Origin of the sequence: Vibrio sp. Vb1127 (assembly GCF_033338735.1) — a bacterium.
Lineage (GTDB): Bacteria > Pseudomonadota > Gammaproteobacteria > Enterobacterales > Vibrionaceae > Vibrio > Vibrio alginolyticus.
The window spans coordinates 55,593-81,584 of sequence record NZ_JAWOTF010000002.1 but is presented as its reverse complement, the minus strand read 5'-3'; the positions used below and the strand labels follow the sequence as shown (position 1 = coordinate 81,584).

The 25,992-nt window shown below is 44.8% G+C and carries 20 protein-coding genes; 12 read left to right on the top strand and 8 right to left on the bottom strand.

The features are described 5' to 3' along the window. Positions 1–187: 187 nt before the first annotated feature. The 5 genes from R7H07_RS04245 to R7H07_RS04225 all read left to right on the top strand — a co-directional run bounded on the left by R7H07_RS04245 (position 188) and on the right by R7H07_RS04225 (position 4,370). Positions 188–847: an OmpA family protein gene (locus R7H07_RS04245; protein ID WP_005377956.1), complete on the top strand. Its 660-nt coding sequence runs from the start codon at positions 188–190 to the stop codon at positions 845–847. Between the two features lie 76 nt (positions 848–923). Further along, a complete protein-coding gene (locus R7H07_RS04240; protein WP_206959117.1) occupies positions 924–1,898 on the top strand; it encodes a J domain-containing protein in 975 nt (324 codons plus the stop codon). 177 nt (positions 1,899–2,075) lie between these two features. Further along, positions 2,076–2,258, top strand: a complete 183-nt coding sequence (locus tag R7H07_RS04235; RefSeq protein WP_005377960.1) for a hypothetical protein — start codon at positions 2,076–2,078, stop codon at positions 2,256–2,258. Positions 2,259–2,670: 412 nt separating this feature from the next. Beyond that, on the top strand, positions 2,671–3,063 hold the full coding sequence (locus tag R7H07_RS04230; protein ID WP_017820828.1) for a SulA-like leucine-rich domain-containing protein: 393 nt from the start codon (positions 2,671–2,673) through the stop codon (positions 3,061–3,063). 203 nt (positions 3,064–3,266) lie between these two features. Continuing rightward, complete coding sequence (locus R7H07_RS04225; protein WP_065274403.1) at positions 3,267–4,370, top strand: phosphoribosylaminoimidazolesuccinocarboxamide synthase; 1,104 nt, start codon at positions 3,267–3,269, stop codon at positions 4,368–4,370. Between the two features lie 78 nt (positions 4,371–4,448). On the opposite strand, the gene R7H07_RS04220 is transcribed toward R7H07_RS04225, so the two are convergent. The 3 genes from R7H07_RS04220 to R7H07_RS04210 form a co-directional block, all read right to left on the bottom strand. Beyond that, positions 4,449–6,122 carry an alkaline phosphatase D family protein gene (locus tag R7H07_RS04220; protein WP_065274402.1) on the bottom strand — a complete coding sequence of 558 codons (1,674 nt, stop codon included), beginning with the start codon at positions 6,120–6,122 and terminating at the stop codon, positions 4,449–4,451. 329 nt (positions 6,123–6,451) lie between these two features. Beyond that, on the bottom strand, positions 6,452–6,829 hold the full coding sequence (locus R7H07_RS04215; protein ID WP_005388859.1) for a hypothetical protein: 378 nt from the start codon (positions 6,827–6,829) through the stop codon (positions 6,452–6,454). Between the two features lie 288 nt (positions 6,830–7,117). Further along, a complete protein-coding gene (locus R7H07_RS04210; protein WP_206959250.1) occupies positions 7,118–9,472 on the bottom strand; it encodes a helicase-related protein in 2,355 nt (784 codons plus the stop codon). 213 nt (positions 9,473–9,685) lie between these two features. On the opposite strand from R7H07_RS04210, the gene R7H07_RS04205 reads away from it, so the two are divergent. From R7H07_RS04205 to R7H07_RS04195, 3 genes are all read left to right on the top strand, one after another. Further along, positions 9,686–11,374 carry an NAD-dependent malic enzyme gene (locus R7H07_RS04205; protein WP_005377977.1) on the top strand — a complete coding sequence of 563 codons (1,689 nt, stop codon included), beginning with the start codon at positions 9,686–9,688 and terminating at the stop codon, positions 11,372–11,374. Between the two features lie 154 nt (positions 11,375–11,528). Beyond that, positions 11,529–12,263 (top strand): vancomycin high temperature exclusion protein, encoded by a 735-nt coding sequence (locus R7H07_RS04200; RefSeq protein WP_005388862.1) that lies wholly within the window; start codon positions 11,529–11,531, stop codon positions 12,261–12,263. A gap of 219 nt (positions 12,264–12,482) precedes the next feature. Then, positions 12,483–13,853 (top strand): SLC13 family permease, encoded by a 1,371-nt coding sequence (locus tag R7H07_RS04195; RefSeq protein WP_005377981.1) that lies wholly within the window; start codon positions 12,483–12,485, stop codon positions 13,851–13,853. Between the two features lie 161 nt (positions 13,854–14,014). Here R7H07_RS04195 and R7H07_RS04190 read toward each other — a convergent pair whose 3' ends face one another. Then, positions 14,015–15,334: a GGDEF domain-containing protein gene (locus tag R7H07_RS04190; RefSeq protein ID WP_054574049.1), complete on the bottom strand. Its 1,320-nt coding sequence runs from the start codon at positions 15,332–15,334 to the stop codon at positions 14,015–14,017. 336 nt (positions 15,335–15,670) lie between these two features. Here R7H07_RS04190 and R7H07_RS04185 point away from each other — a divergent pair, with 336 nt between their 5' ends. Then, the gene (locus R7H07_RS04185; protein WP_206959116.1) at positions 15,671–16,495 is read left to right on the top strand and encodes a DUF2797 domain-containing protein; all 825 of its coding nucleotides are present in this window, start codon (positions 15,671–15,673) and stop codon (positions 16,493–16,495) included. A gap of 90 nt (positions 16,496–16,585) precedes the next feature. On the opposite strand, the gene R7H07_RS04180 is transcribed toward R7H07_RS04185, so the two are convergent. Then, positions 16,586–17,821, bottom strand: a complete 1,236-nt coding sequence (locus R7H07_RS04180; RefSeq protein WP_005377986.1) for a cysteine desulfurase-like protein — start codon at positions 17,819–17,821, stop codon at positions 16,586–16,588. Then, positions 17,805–18,461: a 2OG-Fe dioxygenase family protein gene (locus tag R7H07_RS04175; protein WP_005377989.1), complete on the bottom strand. Its 657-nt coding sequence runs from the start codon at positions 18,459–18,461 to the stop codon at positions 17,805–17,807. The genes R7H07_RS04180 and R7H07_RS04175 overlap by 17 nt, the downstream gene beginning before the upstream one ends. Before the next feature lie 359 nt (positions 18,462–18,820). On the opposite strand from R7H07_RS04175, the gene trxB reads away from it, so the two are divergent. The 3 genes from trxB (at position 18,821) to cydC (ending at position 23,385) form a co-directional block, all read left to right on the top strand. Continuing rightward, the gene (gene trxB, locus R7H07_RS04170) at positions 18,821–19,780 is read left to right on the top strand and encodes a thioredoxin-disulfide reductase (protein ID WP_005377991.1); all 960 of its coding nucleotides are present in this window, start codon (positions 18,821–18,823) and stop codon (positions 19,778–19,780) included. 103 nt (positions 19,781–19,883) lie between these two features. Next, positions 19,884–21,671 (top strand): heme ABC transporter permease/ATP-binding protein CydD, encoded by a 1,788-nt coding sequence (gene cydD, locus R7H07_RS04165; protein WP_042521981.1) that lies wholly within the window; start codon positions 19,884–19,886, stop codon positions 21,669–21,671. Then, positions 21,664–23,385 (top strand): heme ABC transporter ATP-binding protein/permease CydC, encoded by a 1,722-nt coding sequence (cydC, locus tag R7H07_RS04160; protein ID WP_085569571.1) that lies wholly within the window; start codon positions 21,664–21,666, stop codon positions 23,383–23,385. Before cydD ends, cydC begins: the two co-directional genes overlap by 8 nt. A 97-nt stretch (positions 23,386–23,482) precedes the next feature. On the opposite strand, the gene R7H07_RS04155 is transcribed toward cydC, so the two are convergent. Both R7H07_RS04155 and serC read right to left on the bottom strand, forming a co-directional pair. Next, a complete protein-coding gene (locus R7H07_RS04155) occupies positions 23,483–24,814 on the bottom strand; it encodes a D-serine ammonia-lyase (protein ID WP_182016164.1) in 1,332 nt (443 codons plus the stop codon). Positions 24,815–24,897: 83 nt separating this feature from the next. Next, positions 24,898–25,992 carry a 3-phosphoserine/phosphohydroxythreonine transaminase gene (gene serC / locus R7H07_RS04150; protein ID WP_206959115.1) on the bottom strand — a complete coding sequence of 365 codons (1,095 nt, stop codon included), beginning with the start codon at positions 25,990–25,992 and terminating at the stop codon, positions 24,898–24,900.

Below are 25,992 nucleotides of genomic sequence, written 5' to 3'. Positions count from 1 at the left end.
AATGACTTCGATGTCGATGGGGCTTACTTTGAGAGCTTTGGCAGTATTGATAGGAATTTTCTTACAGAAACTCTTATCAATCTTACTTTCTCATAACAAATATCAATGCTTGTTTATTCATAATTCGCATCCCACTATGAGGCATGGTTTCGCCTCAGTTTTATACGGAGATTTTCCCTTGAAAAAGATGCCTATTGCACTAGCTCTAGTGCTAGCTCTTACTGGCTGTCAAGCCACTCAACGCCAAAATGCAACAACGGGTGAATACGAAACTAACTCCACCACGCAAGGCGCGCTTATTGGTGCGATCGCTGGCGCAGCAATCGGCCTAGCAACGGGTGATGATGCTAAAGAACGTCGTCAGCATGCACTCATTGGTGCAGCCGCAGGCGGAGCGACTGGCGCTGGCGTTGGTTACTACTTTGACCAACAAGAAGCGGAATTACGTCGCGCTTTGCTAAACTCTGGCGTACAAGTTCAGCGTGTTGGTGAAAATCAGCTTTTACTGCGTATGGAAAACGGTATCGGCTTCTCTTCAAGCTCTTACCAGCTTGATGCTAGTATCCATAATACTCTACGCGGTGTTGCTCGCATCCTAGTTGAGTACCCAGATACCAGTCTCGTTATTGACGGTTACACGGATAGCACAGGCAGTGAGTCATACAACCAAACGTTGTCAGAGCGCCGTGCAGAGTCCGTACGTCAATTCCTAGTATCTCAAAACGTTGCACCTGGTCGTGCAATTGCACGCGGCTACGGCGAACGTAACCCAATTTGCTCAAACCAAACTTCTGAAGGTCGTGCGTGCAACCGTCGTGTTGAAATCCAGATCTTGCCACTGAAGTAATTTGGTTGCACCATAACGGTAATAATAAAAAATTACCGGAGCAGGCCTAACCATTATCGTTAGGCCTGACATATTAATGTCTGTCAAAACGTCTGCCCTACTCTGCTTATTTAGCCTCAGCTTTTCTGGCTACTCACTTGCCTCTCAAGCTCCAAATGACCCCATCGAACAATACGAGTACGCACAACAATTATTGGCATCAAACGAAGCTGAAGCCTCACCAGAAACGCGCTACTGGCTAGAGCAATCCGCCAACCAAGGTTACCTCCCTGCACAAAAACAGCTCGCGAACGACTTTGCTAAAGGGATAAATGGCGAAAAAAATGAAACACAAGCGTTATATTGGCTAACCTCTATCGCACTCAATGACCCAACCGATCGTGGCTTTCTTCTCGCCGATTTTATTCAGCGCAATCCAGATAAGGTCACAACTTCTCAATTGACTGAAGCCTTGTATCAAATGGCTTCTCAGCATAATCCAGCAGCAGAACAAGCTTATAATCAACTGTTAGAGCAGCGCTTCAACCAACTGCGAGCTAAACAAGTCTCGCAAATAAAGTCGCTCGATAAAAAGGCTGAGCAAGCACAGGAAGAGAAAAGCACAGTTGCAAACCCCAAAGTAGAACACTCGCAGTTTTTATGGCTGATCTGGCTAGCGGCGATACTCATCATCAGCGGCTTAAGTTTTCTCGTAATCAAGAAACTTAAGCAGAATAGAAAAGCGCTTGAAGCCAAAGAGGAAAGCCAAAATCAACGAATGGCGAAAAAAATAAAAGAGCTAGAGTTTACGAACAAGCAACTGAAACGCCAGCTAGAGAAAGTATTCAAAGAATTTAAGAAATCCAAAACCCAGGCAGAGAACCATAAGCTAAGCGTCGCGTGTGCTATGTTTGGCTACACACTACAACACATCCCTGATTTACAAGCAATCAAGCTACGCTATAGACAGCTATCAAAGCTTTATCATCCTGACACAAGAGGCAGTGAAGAAGAAATGAAGCGACTCAATCATGCCTTTAAGCTCGTCTCACAAAATGTTACAAAACAGTAAAAATAGGTCAGGATACTTTGGCTGCCATGCTTTTATTCCCATATAATCAAGCACCGCAATCGATCTCCCTCTCAAAGAAATTAACAGACATTTAACTTAAGTCGCGCTTTTATGCCATAATGCCCGGCGCAAAATAACACCTAACGACTCAAATTAATCTAGGTGGGGAGAAAATCAATGTTCACTGAAGAAGGCACCTGTGATTGGTGTAAAAAACCTAGTCTTGTAACTCGTCACGATTATTTAGATGGCAAGCACCACTACTCATGTAAAGCTTGTTACGATATGGCGAAAATCGACGTGCGCCTATTTAACCAAGGCGAATTGCAAATGCGTGAACGTTTGCAACGAGCGAGCTAAGCAAGACGGAATCAATGGAACTGATTTTCAAAAGCGCCTTTTATAAGGCGCTTTTTTGATCGCCCAAGCCTATTTCCAATCTCTATCTCGTATTCCCTCCTATCCTACATAGCATGTCGCATCGGTTATCAGCCCTCTTCCACTGTATACAAACCACTGTCCGTGAAAAACACCTGTATATACAGTAGTAAACCCCTGTATGTCTCTCGTCCAACTTTCTACTCACCTCACATTTTTAAATTGATGTTAGACATATCAGAAATGAAAAATAAACAAATGAATTCAATTACTTAAAGTAAAATCCTTTTATTTCCTTCTCAAAAAACCGCAAATAACTTTTGAGAAACTTGTTGATCAGGTCGCCAAAACAAACTACTGTATGCACATACAGCATGTATAAAGGAACAGTAAGATGCAGTTACAAAGTCAATCTCATACATACTCTCGTTACAACGTATTGGCACAAGCAACTAAGCCCATGGCCGTTTCGGATCAGCTTCTATCTAAGCTGGCTGTTTTATCGCAGCAGAAACAATGGATTTTGTTTACAGCAGACTGCCCTCGTCCAGACTTTGAACAACTCACTGCTTCTAATATTTGCTGTAAAAACGTTATTCAAATGAAGCCCTCTCAACAGCTTTCAGAAGTCGAGATCGTGATAAAAGCCATCCGATCAGGTAATGCCAGTGCTGTTGTCGCATCCAATAAAATTGCACTTATGAATCAATCTATGTTGCGCGACGTGGCGCAGCGCTATCAGTGTGAAGTCTTTTTCGTCGAAGGCAGAGTTAATAAGTACCACTAATAAGTTCGACGTTATCTATCCTGCATCTCGCCTCCTTTTTAAGGGGGCTTTTTTAGTATTAAAGAAAACAGGCAAACGTTTGCTTTTTCTCTGGCGAGTTAAAATAGTTCTGGTATGATGCCCACATTCGATTTATTCAGCGCCCACATTTTGCTGAATATCTTCTCTTTCTGACGTTTGATTAAGATGATAGGAATGTCGCAATGAGCCTTGCTAATCAAGTACTTGCCGTCAATGACGACCTGCCAATTCGCACCCATAAACCCGTTCATAGTGGAAAAGTTCGTTCAGTTTACTGGTTAACTGAAGAAGACAGCACTCGACTGATCAAAGAAAAAGGATACAATGTCGCTCCAGATGCGCCTTTGGCTATCATGGTGATTAGCGACCGAATCTCTGCATTCGATTGTATTTGGCATGCTGAAGGTGGTCTTAATGGTGTCCCGGGTAAAGGGGCGGCGCTTAATGCGATTTCTAATCACTGGTTCAAACTGTTCAAAGAAAATGGCTTAGCAGATAGCCATATTCTAGACATTCCTCACCCTTTTGTTTGGATTGTACAAAAAGCCAAACCGGTAAAAATCGAAGCCATCTGCCGCAAATACATCACGGGTTCGATGTGGCGCGCTTACGCAAATGGCGAGCGCGAGTTTTGTGGAATCCAACTTCCTGAAGGGTTAGAAAAAGACAAAGCACTGCCAGAGTTGCTAATGACCCCATCCACAAAAGGCATTCTAAAAGGCATTCCCGGTGTGCCAGAAGCGGATGACGTTAATATTACTCGTCAAAATATCGTAGACAACTACGAAGCATTTAACTTCTCAAGTGCGGACGATATCGCACTCTACGAAAAACTGCTGAAAGAAGGCTTTAACGTTATCAGCCAAGCATTAGAAGCAATTGACCAAATCTTTGTCGATACCAAATTCGAATTTGGTTATGTTCATGATGCTGCTGGCAATGAAAAGCTGATTTACATGGATGAAGTGGGTACACCAGACTCATCTCGTATATGGGATGCTAAAGAGTACCAAGCAGGTCACATCGTAGAGAACTCAAAAGAAGGTTTCCGCCAGTTCCTACTTAACCACTTCCCTGACCCAGATATCTTGCTAAATAAAGAACGTATGCCAGAGCGTGAAGCACTCGCTCGTGATAATGCTTTACCCGTCGAATCTTTGATGGCGATTTCGAGCACTTACATTGGTATTGCCGAGAAGATTACAGGCAAGCCGATTCATTTGAGTGAGAATCCGAAAGCGGAAATCATCGAAGTTCTGAGCAAAGAATACGGATTGATTGACTAGCACTGTCGCTAGATTGCTAAACGCTTTCCAATAAAAAGTCCGCACTAGCTTGCGGACTTTTTTCGTATTAGGCTCAGTTTAGCCGATATTTAACGTAGTGCCATCTGTTGTAGAGGCTGACTTGGTCGTCACCTGATATGTTTTGTCTTTAATCGTTGATACGAAATACCAGGTCGACTCTGCCTTGCCGGGCGTAAAAGTAACGCGCATAAAGCCACGCTGTTTGATGTCTGCCCACTGTAATTCTGACACTAAGTGCGGCAGCGTGTATTCCATTTGAGCGATCGCGACAGGGTCTAACGCGAGGTAGGCCTCTAACCCAGGGGAACTCACAGAGCTAGTCGCAAACTCTACCCCGATAGGATGCTTAGATACGTCTTTAAGCTCACTTGCCCATGCGTTGTGCGTATCTCCGGCCAAGCAGACAAAGTTACCACTGCTGGCTTTGACCAGTTGATAAACTTTCTCTCGCTCAACGTAGTAGCCATCCCATGCATCTAGGTTATATGGCAAAGCAATGGTATCTAAACTTGGGTCAGAGAGATAACCCGTAATCGCAGAGTTTACCGCTAATAACGCCTCTGTTTTTTGTTCTTCAGTGGCAGTAAACAATTGAAACATCGCGGTCATAACCGAACTTGGCAACTCCATACGAGACATTAACACTTGTTGCCCTAGCACATTCCAAGTTGCGTCGTGCGTACTGAACGCATCCATCAGCCAAGCGAGTTGGTCACCGCCTAACAGCTCTCGGTCTTGACTGCGCGACTGGGCAACTAAACCGCCAATAGCTTCCATCGTTGGTGAGCTGAGCGAGAAATAATCCAACGGTTTATCACGCCCCACAAGTCGCGTGTCGAGCATCATCAAATTGACTAAACTTCCAAACGAAAACTGACGGTAAATCAGCATGTTTGAGAAAGTGTTTTCACGAACGGGCAACCATTCTGTCCACGCGGCAGCCGCAGCTGCACGACGATCATTAAAACTGCCTTCCTCTTCTTGATGGTTTTCCGCACCATTTTTCCAAGTATCATTTGCAAGCTCATGGTCATCCCAGACAGCAATCATTGGTAGGCTCGCATGTAACGCTTGCAGATCAGCATCTTGGCGATATTGCGCATACCGTTTTCGGTAATCATCTAAGGTAATGCATTCAGTGCCTTTGCTTGGCTCTCGCCCTAGTGCCTCAGCATCTTCATTAGCGTAGCCACCAGCACCATACTCATATATGTAATCACCGAGATGAAGCACCACATCAAACGGGTCTTGCTCATGTTGATTTAAAATCTCTCGGTACACATGGAAATAGCCAGCAGGATAGTTTGCACAAGAAACAACCGCCATGGATGCCTTTTCTACACCATCTTCTGGTAATGTTTGAGTTTGCCCGACTTCGCTAGTGACATCACCAACCATGAATCGATAGTAGTAACGAGAATTTGCGTTGAGATTTTGAACATCGACTTTTACCGTGAAATCTCGGCTCGTGTCTGTGGCAAAAGTGCCACTTTGCACGATATCAGTAAAATTTTCGTTAGATGAAACTTGCCAGCTTACATCTGCGTAGCTCGCTGAGGTTGTAACACGAGTCCAAATGATTACTTGTGTTTGAGTAGGATCTCCACTCGCCACTCCGTGCTCAAAGGTAACCGCAACAGATTCACTAGCATCGCTACCACAGCCCACCAGCCCGGTAACAATCGCCGTTGAAGAGGCAGCTTTCATAAAGTCTCGACGAGACAAAGACATATTGACTTCCTTTCTTATTGTGTTTGTTTTTATGCCCAAATGACGTGGTGACTCAATCATCCTTGTGTGCCAATAAGGGACGTTAATTCGAACTTACAGTACCAACCACTTAGTCGGTAATTTGTCCTAAAAACACAAAGTTAGAAGCTAGTTATGACAATTGCATTTCCAAACGTTACATTTTTGTTAATTTAAGTGCAAATACTCTATATTCATCACACTTCCAAGACCTGTGACAAAAACCTCAAAATAAAAAAGCGACCTACTTTGAGGTCGCTTTTCATTGCACTATTGTTAAGTGGTACATCGACGAAGTGGAAATGCTCAGCCTAAAACTTGATGTTAAGGACATCTTGTTCTGACGTGTCCACTTTCAACTGACTGCGAGATTCTATGTACTCGATTTGCTGAACATCGAGCGAATATGGCATAACGACTCGCAATTCATTGATCCCTTCATGTTTAGCTAACTGGGTTAAGCGGACCAAATTGGATTCATCACTTTTACGAGAAGACATCGATTTTAATGCGGCATCCCACAACCGATCTTCAGGCTTGCGCAATTCCGCAATGTTCTGTTTCCACATCAAACCGAAAATAGGCGCGATGGTGGCAAATGCCTCTAAAAAGGTCCATTTTTTACTACCTGTCGCTCCTAAAAAGCTAGTGTAGTCGAATTCAATGCACGTCTTTCCTTGTTGATCCATTCTATGCCCCCGACACTCGAAAATGAGATATACCAAATATCGTTCAACTGTTTTGATATAGCAATGGGATATAAAACATTCGTCTTTTATGCCCTAATTTACATACAAAAGGAAATATTAAAACCAGCTTTGTAACAACTGATGTACAGCTTCGCCATATATAAGCATTCAATTGATTAATATTTCAATTAAGAAACTAAAAACAACACGCAAGTAACGCTATCAATATGAAATCATTATAGATTCACCAAGAAAATATCAATTCTTGTCACAACGTCATCCGCCGACCTACTTTACATCAATCACTCGACTGGCCTTTTTATACTGTATCTTCCAACCAGCCCAACGTGGCAGCTCCCAACGCTTCGGGTCTCCCTTACGGTTTCCCTCTCGATAAACGACCTGTACTAGCTTGCGAGACGCGTAATACTCAACATCCAGTTGGAGTTCTGGCAGCGAAAGTTCTAAAGGGTACTGCTCCGTGAAATCGTCGTATTCCCATTCTGGAACACCGTTAAATGTTAAGTCTTCTGGTTCAAACAACGCCATATCATCGGTGTTTTCAACGCCTAATGTTTCCAACTGATCCTTTAACCAGCGAGAAAATGTCAAGGAGGCCAAGTCGTTAACCTCTTCTCCTTCGACATTAAGGCCCAATGCGTTGTAGAGTTTCCAGTGTTGGATTTGCTGTTTTCTTTGAGAAGCAAAACCTGGTAACAGTGTCTCGTCTTCTATCATTTCGACAATAGACTGAACAGCAACATCACCTTGTAACGCTTGGTGTTCAGTACAGATTGTTCGTCCGGCGTAGACAAAATGCATCGTTGCTCTTGGGGTCTCCTCTTCATAATTCGTCTCACCTTGTTGCCATACCCCTAGCTCAAGTTCGCGTAATAACGTCAGCGGGATAGGCATCATAACCGATGCGAGGTTTAGTGTTTGCTTAACGCCTCGTCCTGGCACGCTATGGCTATCTAGCACGATGGCCGCTTCTTCTTTATCAGGAAAGCGGCTGTTACGCCCAACCAGCATCTCGACTACGCCATTTCCTAGAGCATCTCTTCGACGAGCTCGTCGGACAAACACAAGCTCAGGGTGCAATGAGGCGATGGAGAAAAAGAGCGCTTCACGTTTATATCGAGAGGCAACGTCAAGTTCCGGTAATTCAAATACTTCTCGCATTTGTTTCGCTAAACCTTGCGCCTCTTCGAGTGCGCTGGCATCAATGACAATGCCCGGAAGTCGCTCCCCCCGAACCAAACGGATAAGCAAAGAGGCATCACACCCGTATGGCTCCTCTTGAGATAGAAGCTCAGCAACTTCACCACTTTGTCGCTGATAGAGCTGCGCAGGCACAGATAAGGCGGCAGCCAAATCAATCATTACTTCCTTCTCTGGCTTCGCTTGAATTCTGGTAACGAGATCGGCAAACAGTGCATCAATGGGTAGTGGATATACTTTTCTCCCATGCTGCGTGACATTGCCATCCTCATCAATCGCTTCCATAGATAACAACGTCGAATGAGATGCCTCTAGCGACTTTGGGGGAATTGAGTCGAGAAAATCGAGTGTTGAGAGACGGTACCCACAACAAGCCGCTGCCAGCATGGGCTCGACGAGCTCTTCTCTGTGTAATTCTGGAGGTGTCACCAACTCTAAAGGCGCGTGCTCACCATATAGACGAATACAAGCCCCTTCGGTAACGCGACCTGCTCGCCCCATTCGCTGCGCGGCACTGGCCTTAGAAATGTTGGTTAATGTCAGTGCTGTACGTCCATTTCGTTGTACAGTTCTGCGCTCTAAACCACTATCGATTACCACACGGATATTAGGAATGGTCAGAGAGGTTTCCGCGACGTTGGTTGCCAATACGACTTTCCGTTGCTTTTGTACCGTCAGCGCACGATGTCGTTCTTCATCACTGACCGAGGCATGAAGTTTAACCACCATGACATCACTGCTGCTTTGTAGCATCTGCGCGCATTGGGCGATCTCTTTACGTCCTGGGAGAAAAACAAGAATATCGCCATCTTCATCTTCCAGTGCTTCTTTTACCGCTCCGACAACTTCCTGTTCACATCCCTTTTTGTTCGGTAAATAGCGGCTGTCTGTGGAACGATGTGTCACCGTGACTGGAAAGCAACGTCCTTCCGAACGCAGACGCTTAGCATCCAGGTAACGCGCTAGCTTTTCGCCTTCTAAGGTAGCGGAAGTGACGATCAATCGATGTTGATTTTCTTGCTTCAAAATGGCGGTTAATAGATCAATATCCCAGCGTCGCTCGTGAAATTCGTCCACTATCACGACATCAAAGTCTGCTAGCTTGTTTTCCGAAAACCAACGCAGTGCAACCCCCGGAGTCACAAATACAACTTCGGTTTTTTCATCAAAGTAGGCATGAAGCTTGATCGCGTAACCGACTTTGCGACCTATTGGCTCTCCAGATTGCTCCGCAAGAAATTCAGCCAGCGAGGTACAAGCAATTCGACGTGGTTCAATAACCAGAACGCGTCCGTGTTTTGCCGCCCACATGGGCAAGCGAGTAGATTTACCCGACCCGGTTTCGGCTTCCACCACAAGATGGTTAAGGCTTACATGATGGTCAAACTCAGCTTGCAGGCTGTCGATAGGTAGTTGAAACATAGAAATTGGATTTGATTTGATGATGCAAAACATTATACCCAAGTAAAAAAATCCTGCTTTAGGTATCTCTAAACAACCAATATTGCCGATATTTTCGTCGGTATCTGAATTTTTTTGCGACATTACATTGATGTGCATCAACGCATGTTTACAACTAAATAGTGAACCCGTTAAAATTTGGTGCGCATCCTTCAACCCTACATAAGGCACCCAATGAACAACGATAAACGCCCACTATATATTCCATATGCGGGTCCGGCTCTTTTAGCAACCCCTCTTTTGAACAAAGGCAGTGCATTCTCTGCTGAAGAACGTAGTTCATTCAACTTAGAAGGTCTGCTTCCAGAGTCGACCGAAACTATCCAAGAGCAGGTGGAACGTGCCTACCAGCAATACAAAAGTTTCGAAAGCGATATGGATAAACACATTTATCTGCGTAATATCCAAGACACCAACGAAACATTGTATTACCGCCTAGTGCAAAATCACATTTCTGAGATGATGCCAATCATCTACACGCCGACTGTTGGCGCAGCATGTGAAAACTTCTCTAACATTTACCGTCGTGGTCGCGGTCTGTTCATTTCATACCCGAACCGTGACCGTATTGACGACTTGCTGAACAACGCAGCAAACCACAACGTTAAAGTGATTGTTGTGACAGATGGCGAACGTATCCTTGGCTTGGGTGACCAAGGTATCGGCGGCATGGGTATTCCTATCGGTAAACTGTCACTATATACCGCGTGTGGTGGTATCAGCCCTGCTTACACGCTACCAATCGTGCTTGATGTGGGTACCAATAACCCGCAACGCTTAGCTGATCCGATGTACATGGGTTGGCGTCATCCTCGTATTACGGGTGCAGAATACGATGCATTTGTAGAAGAGTTTATCCAAGCGGTACAGCGCCGTTGGCCTGATGCTTTGATCCAATTCGAAGACTTTGCTCAGAAAAATGCGATGCCTCTTCTTGAGCGTTACAAAGACCGCGTGTGTTGCTTCAATGATGATATTCAGGGTACTGCTGCTGTTACTGTTGGCTCTCTACTTGCAGCTTGTAAAGCAGCAGGAACTCAGCTTTCTAAACAACGTATTACCTTCCTAGGCGCAGGGTCTGCTGGTTGTGGTATCGCAGAAGCGATCATCGCACAAATGGTATCGGAAGGAATTTCTGACGAGCAAGCTCGCTCACAAGTTTACATGGTTGACCGTTGGGGTCTGTTACAAGAAGGCATGCCTAACCTTCTTGATTTCCAACAACGCTTGGTGCAAAAGCATACCAATACGAAAGAGTGGGAAAATGAAGGAAATGGCTTCTCACTACTCGATGTTATGCGTAACGCCAAGCCAACGGTACTAATTGGTGTTTCTGGTGCTCCTGGCCTATTTAGCCAAGAAGTCATCGAAGAAATGCATAAACACTGTAAGCGTCCGATTGTCTTCCCACTGTCGAACCCAACAAGCCGCGTGGAAGCGACACCGAACGACATCATTCGTTGGACAAATGGTGAAGCACTGGTTGCAACAGGTAGCCCATTTGAGCCAGTGGTTCATGAAGGTCGCACTTACCCTATTGCACAATGTAACAACAGCTACATCTTCCCAGGCATTGGCCTTGGTGTACTTGCTGTCAATGCAAAACGTGTCACTGACGAGATGCTAATGGAATCAAGCCGCGCGCTCGCAACATGCTCTCCTCTAGCAATCAACGGTCGTGGGGCACTACTTCCACCACTGGAAGAGATCCACTTAGTATCGAAAAAAATCGCATTTGCCGTTGGTAAAAAGGCAATTGAACAAGGTGTCGCATTAGAAATTACTGATGAAGCATTGAACGTGGCGATTGAACAGTCGTTCTGGCAACCTGTTTACCGCCGCTACAAACGCACTGCGTTCTAAGCTTGAGACAATTCGTTTAATAATTAGCCCCTACCATGTAGGGGCTTTTATTTTTTTATCATCCTAACCAGATTTTGGCATAAATGGGCTTCTCTCTTTTTGTTTCTATCAGATATGATGAGAACTACATTTTTAGTTAAGGATATAAAACGTTTTGTTGTTTTCTCGCATAAGATCAAAGTGGAAGCTGAAATTTTCCTGGAAGCGATTTGCTTTGATTTTGTCGATCTCTGCACTTAGTCTGCTTGTTTCTGTTATTGCCATCGACCGGTGGGTGGTTTTACAAGCCAAAGAGAGCATTTTCACTGAATACGAGCAAATCCCTCAACATGAGGTTGCCGTAGTTCTTGGTACCAGTAAATACATCGGAAAGATCCTCAACACTTACTACACTCATCGCATTAATGCGGCGATTGAGCTTTACAACCAAGGCAAAGTAAAACAGTTTTTATTGAGTGGTGATAACGCCCACCGTTCATATAACGAACCGTGGACAATGAAACGCGACTTACTTAAAGCAGGCGTGCCTGAAGAAGTGATTCACCTTGATTATGCTGGCTTTCGTACCTTAGATTCGATTGTACGAGCAAAAAAAATTTTTGCTTCGGAGCGATTTCTGATTGTGACTCAACGCTTTCACTGCGAACGCGCACTGTTCATCGCTGATGCTTACAGCATTGATGCGCAGTGTCTCGCGGTAGCAGGGCCGACGGCCAACAAGCAAAAAACATCGATGCGTGTTCGAGAACTGCTAGCCCGTGTGAAAGCGTTTTTAGACCTGTATATTATCAATACGCAGCCTAAGTTTCTTGGCCCTCAAGAACCTATCGTCGCAGTAAAAGAGCCAAATAAAGCAGCTAACGAGCCTCTTCAAGTCCCCGTCGAATAGAGGAATAACGTGGCTCACAAGCCTAGTAACATTTCTATAAAACAAATGGGTAGTTTTCTACCCATTTCCAATTCTCAATATCACACTTTCTAATTTGCTCTACGATTCAGGCAAAACTCTTTTTCGCATTCAAAGTAACATTTCATCAATAAATAACTACAAGTCAGTTACTTTGCCATAAAAAAACCGACAAAAGGCAATGCAAAAGGAGCACTACCCATGACCGCACTCGCTGTGACATTGAAGAATTGGTTCTTCACTCGCAACAGCATGATTTTGAACGCGAATATCCTATTGTTCATTATCTTGTTTAATACCTTACCCTTTGAACCACAAGTAGTAACCGGCCTGAGCATCTTAGTTTTTGTTGCTATTCTGTGGCTAACCGAAGCGATTCACGTCAGCATTACCGCGCTGCTCATACCACTACTTGCGGTATTTTTGGGTGTGTTCAACACTCAAACCGCACTGAATAACTTTTCCAACTCCATCATTTTTCTATTTTTGGGTGGTTTTGCACTAGCTGCGGCTCTACATAAACAAAAGTTAGATCAAGCTATTGCAGATAAAGTACTATTGCTGGCAAGAGGAAAAATGTCTGTCGCTGTATTCATGCTATTTGGTGTGAGTGCTGGCCTGTCAATGTGGATTTCAAACACCGCCACCGCCGCGATGATGTTACCGCTTGTGCTGGGTGTGATGACAAAGCTAGACGCCAAGAAAAACCACAACACCTTTTTGTTTGTTCTACTCGGTATCGCTTACAGTGCTTCAATTGGTGGTATTGCAACACTGGTTGGTAGCCCACCAAACGCAATTGCAGCCGCTGAAGTTGGCCTAAGCTTCACTGAATGGATGAAGTTTGGTGTACCTATTTCCCTAGTATTAATGCCAATCGCTATCCTCGTATTGTACACGATGACTAAGCCTGACCTTAGCCACAAGTTTGACCTTGACCATCAACCAGTCGAATGGACAAACGGCAAAATGATTACGTTGGCGATTTTCTTACTGACCGTGACGTTGTGGATATTCAGTAAGCCTATTAACGCTATGCTGGGTGGCTTCGCGAAGTTCGATACTCTTGTAGCTATTGGCGCCATCCTTCTACTTGGTGCTTCTCGCGCCGTCGAGTGGAAAGATATTGAGAAAACAACCGACTGGGGTGTGTTAATCCTATTTGGTGGTGGTATCTGTCTGAGTAACGTCCTAAAAGCAACCGGAACAAGCGTATTTTTGGCTCATAGCTTGTCAGGCTTCCTTGAGCAAGCCGGTATTCTCTTAACGATTCTTGCAGTGGTTGCTTTTGTTGTCTTCTTGACTGAGTTTGCGAGTAACACCGCCAGTGCTGCGCTACTTGTCCCTGTATTTGCGACCATTGCAGAAGCCTTAGGCATGTCTCCGGTTATTCTTTCTGCACTGATTGCCGTCGCTGCATCTTGTGCATTTATGTTACCAGTTGCAACACCTCCAAACGCGATTGTGTTCGGTACGGGTCATATCAAGCAAAAAGAAATGATGCGAATTGGTTTCGTATTAAACATTGCGTGTATTGCTGCACTAACGCTTTTCGCTTGGTTGTTCTGGTAAAAATAGCAAGTTCGATTAGCACTACACTGCTGCTCACGGTAATCGTATCGATAACCCAAACTTCCCCCCCTAAGTGGTGTTCAGCAGTTTCCCTCTTGGTGGCCAGTTGGCCACCTTTTTTCTTTCCTTTCAGTGAACGGCTATCAGGCTTGCTTCTTTTCTCAAGCAAGTAAACCATAATGAGCTTCCACTCGGTTGCGGCCATTGCGCTTCGCCTGATACAACACTTCGTCAGCTCTCGCCATGGTTTCTGAGACGCGTTCATTCTGCATTTGGGCAACGCCAATACTGCAAGTTAATGAATCACCGTGCACCCACAAATGATCCTCCACATTTTTGCGAATCATTTCTGCCTTCTCTAACGCTTGTTCAATATTGGTATCAGGGCAAAATACGACAAACTCTTCGCCGCCCCAACGAACGAGTCGATCGTCTGAGTAAATAGAAGTCGCTACCACCATGACAAATTCGCGCAATATGTCATCCCCCATTTGGTGCCCAAATTTGTCGTTCACCTTTTTAAACTTATCCAAGTCCAAATAGAGAATACTGAAGGTGTTATGCCCCCAGCGAACCTGACGAGATTGTTGTTCCAGCCAGTGTTGCACAGCATATCGGTTCATCGCGCCCGTCAAAGCATCTCGATGCGCTAACTCTGCAAACTCATAGTTTTGAGCTCGCAAAGTATCATTCACCTTTTCCAAATGACGGTGACGCTTTTGCGCTTTTTCATAAGCCACTCTATTTTTTCGTAACTCATGCAGTGAAAAAGCCAGTCCAAGCGCCATCCAAGAGAGTAATAATGCATACAACAATGTTTCTTGCGCAAGGTAAGCGCCTTCAAACTCAATTTTATCAATCACAATTCTATGTTTACCAAGTGCCGCACCAGACCCAGTTGCAATATCAATACGTGTGATGTTTGAAAATTCAGGTGCAGAGTGTTCAATCGCGACTCCGTTATCTGCTAACCACCAGGTCATCACCTGAAGATTTTTAATCGGAATTTCGACAATATCGATCGAACCCGACGGAGAAAACTGCATGCCATTATATTTAATGGTGTACTCGTCGTCCGGCTTGGAATACTCAGAATTATAATTGCGAAGATACAAACGTAGGTCGTGGCTAGTGTTAGCCCCTATTCCTGCCTCTTCATATCGCACCTTCAATCGAATCGTATGGTAGTTGGAAAGGTCAATACCCTGTGTTGGCGTTGCTGAATCGGTATAAACCGAGATTCCGCAGTAAGGCCAAGCATACGAGCTCTGCTTTAGTTCACAGCTAAGAACTAGGCTTTGCCGATCGTATGTGATATCAGCCTCACTCACACCTCCTTCACTGGCATCTTTAGTTGCATAGATATTGAAATGCTCAGGTGTAATGGTCAGCTTTCGCGTATCGCCAAGCACACTATAAAGGGCAACCAAACTGATAGTGCAAATAGAAAGAGCAAAGATAAAGTTATGGATCCACTTCATGGGCAAGTGACCTGCTGAGATTATATGCAATACGTGAGGTTCAATAATTTCAAAAAATGAAATCAAGGTGATTTATCAAGAAATAAAATCACTTTCTCATTCAATTCTTAGTTTCGACACATAGTAACGGATTTTGAACCGTTATCACGTTTTAAAATTTCTAAAAAGTGCAGCTCAACTTCTATTTGCGAAGCATTTCACAGCCATAATTTTTAGAAAATAAAACACGATGCATAATAATTTAGTGCAAGACATTTACTTTAAAGCTCCTGTCAACCCTGCATCTCTTCTCCACTTCAGTATATACTGTGCAAAAACACAATAATGAGTAATGTCATGTCATTAATTGCAACTGGCACGCTAAACAAAATGCGTGTTTCTCTGGACGGTGCCGTCAACTACCGTCTTCCTGTCGGTGAGGAAGAAATCGACTTAACTCCGTTTCTGGGTAAAACGCTCACACTGACTCACACTGGCAATATTTTTTGTTGCTCATGTGGAAAGAAAACGAAAAAGAGTTATTCGCAAGGCCACTGTTTTGTATGCATGAAAAAGCTAGCAAGCTGCGACATGTGTATCATGAAGCCAGAGACCTGCCACTACGATCAAGGGACTTGTCGCGAACCACAATGGGGTGAAGAGAATTGCATGGTGGATCACTTTGTCTACCTGTCCAACACATCCAGCTTAAAAGTTGGTATTACTCGTCATACTCAAATCCCGACTCGTTGGATTGACCAAGGCGCGACTCAGGGCTTGCCAATTTTTAAAGTAAAAACTCGCCATATCTCCGGTTTAATTGAAGTTGAACTGGCGAAACATATCGCAGACAAGACCAATTGGCGCACACTGCTAAAAGGTGACGGTGAACCTATGGCATTGCAGGACCGTTTTGCTGAGCTATTGCCTTTAGTCGAAGAGAAAATTGCCGAGATAAAACAGCAATTCGGCGAAGATGCCATTGAAGTATTAAACGAAAGCATTACCGACCTTAGCTACCCGGTACAACAGCACCCAACGAAGATCACTTCGCATAACTTCGATAAAAACCCGGTTGTTACTGGCACTTTGCAAGGCATCAAAGGTCAATACCTCATCTTTGATACCGGCGTTATTAATGTAAGAAAATTCACTTCCTATGAAGTTGAAGTTAGTGAGTAATCGCTTGCAGAACGCGTTGATTCAAATAAAAATGAAAAAAGCTCGAGTTTGACTCGAGCTTTTGTTTTTCTATTAGGAAGAAATCGTTAGTTATGCGTCAAGGATGCTTTCTAGCACATCGAATAACATATCGACTTCTTCTATTGTGTTGTAATGCATACAACCAATTCGCACTACACCACCCGATTCTTCTAAACCAAGTTGACGAACTAAGCCCAACGCATAAAAGTGACCATTCCATACACAAATGTTATGTTCACCCAGTGTTTTCGCGATGAACTCTGGAGAATATCGGTCAAACGTTAGCGCAAAAGTTGGCGTGCGGAGTTGGCTATCTTCCTTTGCGATACCGAATAGATTGACACCATCTAATGCATTCAAACGCTGCAAGAAACGCTCACTCAAGCGCTGCTCATGTTGTTCATACAGTTGGTAGCTTTGCTCCAATCGTTGGCGAAGAGGTAAACCGACTTCACCAAATTGAGCCAGATACTCAACCGCAGAAACGACACCAGCAAGACCTTCAAAACTTTGCGTTCCTGTTTCAAATCGACCAGGGCCTATATTAGTGGCAGGCTCGACTTTGTAAGGGCGAATACTGTGGAGCCACTGATCGGCTATGTAAGCAATACCAACGTGTGGTCCGAAAAACTTGTAAGCTGAGCAAGCTAAAAAGTCACAACCTAACGCTTGAACATCAACCAAATGATGAGGCGCATAATGGACGGCATCCACATAAACTTGTGCCCCAACATTGTGCGCCATGCTGACTACTTGCTGTACATCCACAATAGAGCCCGTCGTGTTCGATGCATAAGTCACAGCGACAAGGCGCGTTTTATCAGAAAGAAGGCGGCTTAAATGCTCCATATCAAGCGTACAATCTTCTTCGTTGATACGAACTTGATGAACCGTAACGCCTTTATCTTCTGCCGCTTGCTGCCAGCTGGATACATTTGAATAGTGATCCAAAGCGGAGACAATGATCTCATCTCCTGCTTGCCAATCTCGACTAATCGCGCGACTAAGCTGAAAGGTTAGTGAGGTCATATTGGCACCGAAGACAATATTGCCAGATGAAGGGGCATTAAGTAGAGCCTGAGCCGACTCACGCGCATTTTGCATTACGTCAACGGTCACTTGGCTAGAAAAATAATGCCCGCCTAAGTTAGCGTTGAAACGACCTAAATACCCAACCATGCTGTCTAGTACTGGTTGAGGCACTTGTGAGCCACCTGGACCATCAAAAAACGTCACGGGCTTGTCGTTGTGGTATTGAGCCAACGCCGGAAATTGCTCTCTGATCTGATTAAGATTGAAGTTCATTACGCTTATCCGTAGCAGTAAGTACAAATACATCCATATGGCCCGCTTCGTCATCAATAACAGAGCGGATTGGGCACGCGTTATGCCACAGCTTGCTATCAGCCAAGATTGCGACCTCTCCGGTTTCTAGCACTTTACGGAAAAATGGGGCTTGGTTATGGCTGCTGTACAGCATGATGTCGCCACCGATGATGTTATGGCGTCCCACACCAACCATTGCAATATGATCAAAACCGTCTTGGTGCACACCTTCAGGTGCTACTTGGGTTTCTTCTTCCAGTGCCCTGATACGGATTTGGTGAATTTCTATTTCTTGACCGTTTGGCAGATGATTCGCATTGACAAACAATTCACACATTTCTCGAAATCCATCGCTGGTAAGAATATCCTTCTCAATTGGCTCGAATTGTCTTACTACATCACCTTGAAATCGGTTGATATCAGAGGATTGAACAAAGCTATTTTTATTTAAGTCGATGACTTTGCCGTTATCAAAGCCAACCACAGAATAACGTCGTAGTCGATACTGACCATCTGCATGTTCGGTACGAGGCAGTTCTTCAAACGATGGGGAAAGCTGCTCAATTGCTGCCATGCTGAGCTGTGTTAAATGTAGAGTATTCTCACGTGAATGTAACATCATTTGCTCCTTTAATGAGGCACATTAATTAACATTTAATTTACAAACTAGGTTACGCAAATATTCTGCAATTACCAGCTTTTAACGTTGATAGCTTCAACAAAACGACGAAAACAACATAACAAACCAAACCAAACCACAAAAACAGAGCCATGTTTCAGTTTTACGCTTTGACAATATTTGAAACTAGACTTCTCTACTACGAATAGAATTTTATGCTAGAAGTCAACGTTCTCAATCAATATTTAGTGGGTTCTAATCTATAACCAATTATTCGATCACAATCGTTGTTTATGCTTTTAAAGCACTAAGAATTTCCATACAATCGAGGGAAATGTTACGCCCTTTTTGGAGCCATAATGAGCGACGTAAAACACTGTAAATTATTAATTCTTGGTTCTGGTCCTGCAGGATACACAGCTGCCGTCTACGCAGCGCGTGCAAACTTAAACCCTGTGCTTGTGACGGGAATGCAACAAGGTGGTCAGCTAACCACCACAACTGAAGTTGAAAACTGGCCAGGCGATGCTGAGGGACTGACAGGTCCAGCATTGATGGATCGCATGAAAGAACACGCCGAGCGTTTTGAAACTGAAATCGTATTTGATCACATCAATGAAGTAGAGCTATCACAACGCCCATTTCGTTTAAAAGGCGACTCAGGTGAGTACACTTGTGATGCCTTAATCATATCTACCGGCGCATCAGCAAAATACCTTGGCCTTGAGTCTGAAGAAGCATTTAAAGGTCGCGGCGTTTCTGCTTGTGCAACCTGTGACGGTTTCTTCTACCGTAATCAGAAAGTTGCAGTTGTGGGCGGTGGTAACACGGCTGTTGAAGAAGCGCTATACCTATCTAACATTGCGTCAGAAGTTCACCTGATCCACCGCCGCGATTCATTCCGCGCAGAGAAGATCCTTGTGAAACGTCTGATGGATAAAGTTGAAAGCGGTAATATCGTTCTTCATACCGATCGCACTCTCGATGAAGTACTGGGTGACGATATGGGCGTAACGGGCGTCCGCATTAAAGACGTGAACAGCGGTGCGACAGAAGATATCGATGTAATGGGTGCATTCATCGCAATTGGTCACCAGCCAAACACACAAATCTTTGAAGGCCAAGTAGACATGAAAGATGGCTACATCATCGTTCAATCAGGTCTTGAAGGCAACGCAACACAAACTAGTATCGAAGGTGTATTTGCAGCTGGCGACGTAATGGACCACAACTACCGTCAAGCGATCACCTCTGCAGGTACAGGTTGTATGGCTGCATTAGATGCTGAACGTTTCTTAGACTCACTTGGTGACAAATAACTTTTCACATTTGTGTCATATCCTTAAAGCCCAGCGGTATTCCCGCTGGGTTTTCTTTTGTATACTACCGCCTCATTAAAACAATTATCATTAAGCCTTCACGATGGATAAGAAAAAGCAAAGCAGCTTGAATAAGTGGCTGAAGCAACAAAGTAAGTTAGCCAAGCGCTGGCTTATGATTGCGATAGGCCTAGGCGTACTTTCAAGCGTGTTTTTATTGGCTCAAGCAGCCCTGCTCGCCTCCATTCTGCACCAGTTAATCATTGACCAAGTCGACAAAGCCGAGCTCATTTGGCATTTTGTTGGGCTCGGTGGCACGGTTATCGGTCGAGCTGCTTGTACCTGGGGTCGAGAGCTTGCCGGTTACCGTTGCGGGGAGCAAATTCGAGTTTATATTCGCCAACTCATTTTAGATAAAGTTCATAAGCTTGGGCCAGCTTACATCAAAGGCAAACCTGCTGGCAGTTGGGCAACGCTCATCTTAGAGCAGGTAGAAGATATGCAAGATTTCTTCTCACGCTACTTGCCTCAAATGTCATTATCGGTACTAGTGCCTTTCATCATTTTGGTTGTCGTATTCCCAGTAAACTGGGCAGCAGGCTTGATCTTCCTGGTCACTGCACCACTAGTGCCTATTTTCATGGCACTGGTTGGGATGAAAGCCGCAGAAGCAAACCGTAAAAACTTTAAAGCGATGCAGCGTTTGTCGGGTCACTTTTATGACCGCTTGCAAGCAATGACAACCATTCGCTTATTCGATAGAACAAAATCTGAAACTGAGACGCTAAAGGGTGCTTCAGAAGTCTTTCGTACTCGTACCATGGACGTTCTGAAAATCGCGTTTCTGTCTTCTGCGGTGTTAGAGTTTTTCACTTCCATTTCTATCGCAATTACCGCTGTCTACTTTGGCTTTAGTTATATCGGGGAGCTGGACTTCGGCTACTACGGCACAGGTGTTACGCTCTTTGCTGGTTTGTTCATTCTGATTCTTGCTCCAGAGTTTTATCAGCCATTACGTGATTTGGGCACGTTCTATCATGCGAAACAGCAAGCGGTTGGGGCAGCAGAAAGCATTGTCGAGTTTCTGGATTTGGAAGTCGATCAAATCAAAGATGGTACCCAAGCGTTAGATAAAAACAGCCCTATCCATATTGAAGCGAACCAGTTAACCATTTTTAGTCCGGAAGGTAAGCAGCTCGCAGGTCCCCTATCCTTCTCTCTTGAAGCCAACAAAAGTACGGCTTTAGTTGGACCAAGTGGCGCAGGTAAAACAAGCTTGGTAAACACCATCCTCGGTTTCATGCCTTATCAAGGTAGCTTGAAGATTAATGGTTGTGAATTGTCGCAACTGGATCTAGCCACATGGCGAGAGGCAGTAAGCTGGATTGGTCAAAACCCGATGCTATTACACGGTAGCATTCGAGATAACATCACACTAGGTAAGCACAATGTTCAGGATGCAGACGTACATTCTGTGTTGAATGACTCTCACGCTGCTGAATTTGTTGAAATGCATGGGTTGGATTATCCGATATCTGATCGTTCTGGTGGTTTATCTGTCGGCCAAGCGCAGCGTTTAGCACTGGCTCGCGCCATGCTACAAAATGGTCGTTTTTGGTTATTAGATGAACCAACCGCAAGCTTAGATGCTCGCAGTGAAAAACTCGTGATGGAAGGCATTAACAAGTATGCGCATGCCACAACGAATTTGATGATTACTCACCAACTTGCGCCTTTACAAAACGTATCGCAAATTCTTGTTATGCAGGACGGCCAGATTGTTCAACGTGGTGATTACGCCACACTGTCGACAGAAGATGGCTTATTTAAAGACATGTTGGAAGCGAACCTCGCACAACGTGAAACAGACAAGGGGAACTTAGATGCGTGATTTACTCCCTTATCTAAAACTCTATAAGAAACACTGGTTTGGTCTTTCGCTAGGTATGCTACTGGCATTTCTGACCTTAGCGGCATCTATTGGCTTATTAACGCTATCAGGTTGGTTTATTTCAGCCGCAGCGGTGGCAGGCTTGACGGTTGCTCGTGAGACCTTCAACTACATGTTACCAGGTGCCGGGGTACGCGGCGCTGCAATGGCTCGAACCGCAGGTCGATGGGGAGAACGTGTCGTTAGCCACAATGCAACGTTCAAGCTGCTTACCGATCTACGTATCTTCTTCTTTAAGAAACTTGCACCACTGATTCCGGGTCGTGTTTCTACGATGCGTGATGCCGATCTGCTCAACCGTCTAGTAGCGGACGTAGATGCGATGGATCACGTATACCTTCGACTTATCAGCCCTGTCGTGATTGGTATTTTTGGCATATTGAGTTTAACGGCTGTCCTAGCGTTCTTTGATTGGCATCTCGCCCTACTGCTTGGCTCGATTCTTACCGTCATGTTGTTTGTATGGCCAGTGCTGTTCTATAAACTGGGTAAAAACAATGGCGAGAATCTCACTCATCATAAAGCGCAATTGCGAGTGGCGACACTGGACTGGCTTCAAGGCTACAGCGAACTGAGTATCTTTGGAGCAGAAGAACGTTATCGTAATCTCATTCTAGAGAAGCAGAAGCAGTTGCTGTCTAACCAATTTGTGAACGCGAACTTAACGGGCATGGCTTCAGGCCTGCTTATGCTGGTGAACGGCATTACACTGGTTGTGATGCTTTGGTTTGCTGCAGACGGCGTAGGTGGTCGTGCTCCTGATCCTTGGATTGCGCTGTTTGCGTTTGCAACCATGGCGAGCTTTGAGATTCTGATGCCTATCGCGGGCGCATTCCAGTATCTCGGTCAAACGTTGACCTCTGCTCGTCGTTTAAATGAAGTAATTTTGGCTGAACCTGACGTTGTCTTCCCTGAGCAGTCGAAACATAAAGACACAACGTTAGACATTGAATTCGACAACATAGATTTTACTTACCCTGACGGTCAGCAAAAGGTGCTGAAAGACTTGTCACTCTCACTACCGTTGGGCACTAAAACTGCAATTGTAGGTCAAACAGGTTCAGGTAAATCAACACTGATTCAGCTTCTTTGCCGCTACTGGGATGTTAACCAAGGTGAAGTTCGAATCGGTGGTACAAAACTGCAAGATTGGAGCGAGTCGGACCTGCGAGCAGCAATGACTGTGGTCAGTCAACGCGTAGATGTACTAAACGGGACACTACGTGACAACTTACTCATGGCCGCTCCGGATGCAAGTGATGAGCAACTGTCTACTATTTTACAAAAAGTCGAACTTGGCGGACTTCTTGAAGAGCCGGGGTTAGACGCTTGGTTAGGCGACGGCGGTCGTCAGTTATCTGGTGGTGAGAAACGTCGAATCGGTATTGCTCGAGCATTGCTACGTGATGCCCCAATCCTACTCTTAGATGAACCGACTGAAGGCCTCGATAAGCGTACGGAACAAAAAGTGATGGCGCTTTTCAATGAACACTTTGCTAATAAGACAGTAGTATTCATTACACACCGACTGATAGAGCTAGAAAGTATGGATAGCATCTGTTTGATGGAACAAGGTGAGATCATCGAACAAGGCGACCATCCAACGCTACTCGCTCAAAAAGGTCGTTACTACCAGCTATTACAATCTCTATAATTCGATTTTCAGTGACGAGAAGGGCTCATCAAACGATGAGCCCTTTTGTTATTCCTGTATTATTAGTTACCTAATTAAGCACGTATACAGTGCTGATTTACCGACCAGATTTTTTGAGATAAGCCGCCATTTCATCTTCCGGAACCATGCCCCCACCTGTTGCCCAAACAAGATGTGTTGCGTTTTTGAGTTTTTCTTCGTCAAATTTCATTCGAGACTGGTAAGCATGGTTATTCGAGACGTGCACTGCACCAATCATACCGGCTAATGCAGAAGGCTCTAGATTAATACCTTCCAGTTCACTTAACTCACCCAAGTGGTGATACATACGAGCGTCATCAATGGTGTAAAAACCATCAAGTAGCCTTTCCATCGCTCTTCCGACAAATCCCGAGGCACGCCCGACTGCCAAACCATCAGCTGCGGTGATGTTATCGATACCCAAATCTTGTACCGAAATATCGTCATGCAAGCCTGTATGTACGCCCAACAGCATGCACGGTGAGTGCGTTGGCTCTGCGAAAATACAGTGGACATGCTCGCCAAATGCTACCTTCAAGCCAAATGCCACGCCACCAGGCCCGCCGCCAACACCACAAGGAAGATAAACAAACAATGGATGATGCTCATCAACCACGATTCCCAAGTCATCAAACTGCTGCTTAAGACGCTCACCCGCAACAGAGTAACCTAGAAACAGCGTCCGTGAGTTTTCATCATCGATAAAGAAACAGTTGGGATCTTTTTCTGCCTCTTTACGACCTTGCTCGACAGCAATACCATAATCTTCTTGGTGCTCTACGACATTAACACCATGCGACCGGAGCTTATTTTTCTTCCATTCCCGCGCATCCGCAGACATGTGGACTGAAACTGAAAAACCCAGCTTCGCACTCATGATGCCGATGGACATACCAAGATTGCCGGTTGAGCCAACCGCAATACTGTACTGCTTAAAAAACTGCCGAAACTCATTGCTGAACAATTTTCTGTAATCATCGTTTTCACAGAGCAAGCCGGCTTCAAACGCCAACTTTTCTGCATGAGTGAGCACTTCATAAATACCACCTCTCGCTTTGATCGAACCAGAAATTGGCAAATGACTGTCTTTTTTGAGCATTAAATGGCCCAATATTGGTGTGTCGTATTGCTGCTCCAAACGCACTTTCATATTGGGAATATCCACCACTGGGGACTCAATAATGCCACGCGACGTTTCCGTTTCGGGAAACGCCTTCATCAAATAAGGCGCAAATCGTGTTAGCCGTTCACTCGCCGCTTGAATATCTTTTTCATCTAACCCGACATGAGGTAAGCCTTCCTCCAAGGAACTGATATGGGGGTTGAACCAACAAACCTCTTCAAGATCAATAAGTGCTGCCAAGAGTGGGAACTGCTTAGTCAGCGCTTCAATATTTGCCTTGGTCATTTTACCTTCCTGGAATGATGTGAGTTGAGATAAACAAAAGCGCCGCAATAGCGACGCTTTGGAGAACAACTATCAGTTTGAGCTTATGCGTAGTTTTTCTCAAACTCTTGCATGAAGTCTACTAACGCTTGAACACCTTCTAGCGGCATTGCGTTATAAATGGATGCTCGCATACCACCAACTGCTCGATGACCTTTTAGCGCTTTCAGCCCTTTAGAGTCTGCTAGCTCAAGGAAGGTTGCATCTAGTTCAGGCTTAGCAAGTTGAAATGGCACGTTCATCAAAGAACGGTTTGCTGAGTGCACGCCATTACGGTAGAAATCAGACTGATCGATGTAATCATACAGTAGCGCGGCTTTAGCGCGGTTCACTTGCTCAATCGCTTTTACTCCACCCTGTGCCTTCAGCCATTTGAAAACAAGACCAGACAGGTACCATGCAAAGGTTGGTGGCGTGTTGAACATTGATTCTTTTTCTGCCAAAACAGTGTAATCCAAGATACTTGGTAGTACCTGCTTCGCCATACCTAATAAATCATCGCGCACGATAGCAATAGCAATGCCGGAAGGACCAATATTTTTCTGAGCGCCCGCGTAAATCACACCGTATTTAGACACATCGATTTCACGAGAAAGAATTGTCGAAGACATGTCAGCAACAATCGGTTTGTCGGTGATAGGAAGATCGTTAATCTCAATACCATCAATGGTCTCATTTGGACAGAAGTGAACGTAAGCCGCTTCTGGAGCAATTTTCCATTCACTTGCAGGTAGAACCGCGACTTTCCCGTTGATTTCTGTTTTTGCATCAAACACGTCTGGTTCGCAGTATTTTTTCGCTTCAGCTACCGCGCTTCCAGCCCAATAACCACCATCGATGTAAGTTGCCGTATCGGCATCACCAAGTAAGTTTAGAGGAACAGCAGCAAACTGAGCACGAGCACCACCTTGGCAGAACAGCACTTTATAGTTGTCCGGAATATTCAGAAGATCACGTAAATCCTGCTCGGCTTCTTCTGCAACTTTGATGAACTCTTTGCTTCGGTGGCTGATTTCCATGACCGAAGTGCCAAGACCTTGCCAATCGATTAGTTCCTGTTGTGCTTGCTGCATAACTGCTTTAGGCAGACCTGCTGGCCCTGCACTGAAGTTAAATACGTTGTCCGTATTTTGTTCCAT

Excerpts from the sequence above, each read along its gene's own strand:
- R7H07_RS04245 (WP_005377956.1), top strand. The coding sequence starts at position 188 with ATGCCTATTGCACTAGCTCTAGTGCTAGCTCTTACTGGCTGTCAAGCC.
- R7H07_RS04240 (WP_206959117.1), top strand. The coding sequence starts at position 924 with ATGTCTGTCAAAACGTCTGCCCTACTCTGCTTATTTAGCCTCAGCTTT.
- R7H07_RS04235 (WP_005377960.1), top strand. The coding sequence starts at position 2,076 with ATGTTCACTGAAGAAGGCACCTGTGATTGGTGTAAAAAACCTAGTCTT.
- R7H07_RS04230 (WP_017820828.1), top strand. The coding sequence starts at position 2,671 with ATGCAGTTACAAAGTCAATCTCATACATACTCTCGTTACAACGTATTG.
- R7H07_RS04225 (WP_065274403.1), top strand. The coding sequence starts at position 3,267 with ATGAGCCTTGCTAATCAAGTACTTGCCGTCAATGACGACCTGCCAATT.
- R7H07_RS04220 (WP_065274402.1), bottom strand. The coding sequence starts at position 6,122 with ATGTCTTTGTCTCGTCGAGACTTTATGAAAGCTGCCTCTTCAACGGCG.
- R7H07_RS04215 (WP_005388859.1), bottom strand. The coding sequence starts at position 6,829 with ATGGATCAACAAGGAAAGACGTGCATTGAATTCGACTACACTAGCTTT.
- R7H07_RS04210 (WP_206959250.1), bottom strand. The coding sequence starts at position 9,472 with ATGTTTCAACTACCTATCGACAGCCTGCAAGCTGAGTTTGACCATCAT.
- R7H07_RS04205 (WP_005377977.1), top strand. The coding sequence starts at position 9,686 with ATGAACAACGATAAACGCCCACTATATATTCCATATGCGGGTCCGGCT.
- R7H07_RS04195 (WP_005377981.1), top strand. The coding sequence starts at position 12,483 with ATGACCGCACTCGCTGTGACATTGAAGAATTGGTTCTTCACTCGCAAC.
- R7H07_RS04190 (WP_054574049.1), bottom strand. The coding sequence starts at position 15,334 with ATGAAGTGGATCCATAACTTTATCTTTGCTCTTTCTATTTGCACTATC.
- R7H07_RS04185 (WP_206959116.1), top strand. The coding sequence starts at position 15,671 with ATGTCATTAATTGCAACTGGCACGCTAAACAAAATGCGTGTTTCTCTG.
- R7H07_RS04180 (WP_005377986.1), bottom strand. The coding sequence starts at position 17,821 with ATGAACTTCAATCTTAATCAGATCAGAGAGCAATTTCCGGCGTTGGCT.
- R7H07_RS04175 (WP_005377989.1), bottom strand. The coding sequence starts at position 18,461 with ATGTTACATTCACGTGAGAATACTCTACATTTAACACAGCTCAGCATG.
- trxB (WP_005377991.1), top strand. The coding sequence starts at position 18,821 with ATGAGCGACGTAAAACACTGTAAATTATTAATTCTTGGTTCTGGTCCT.
- cydD (WP_042521981.1), top strand. The coding sequence starts at position 19,884 with ATGGATAAGAAAAAGCAAAGCAGCTTGAATAAGTGGCTGAAGCAACAA.
- cydC (WP_085569571.1), top strand. The coding sequence starts at position 21,664 with ATGCGTGATTTACTCCCTTATCTAAAACTCTATAAGAAACACTGGTTT.
- R7H07_RS04155 (WP_182016164.1), bottom strand. The coding sequence starts at position 24,814 with ATGACCAAGGCAAATATTGAAGCGCTGACTAAGCAGTTCCCACTCTTG.
- serC (WP_206959115.1), bottom strand. The coding sequence starts at position 25,992 with ATGGAACAAAATACGGACAACGTATTTAACTTCAGTGCAGGGCCAGCA.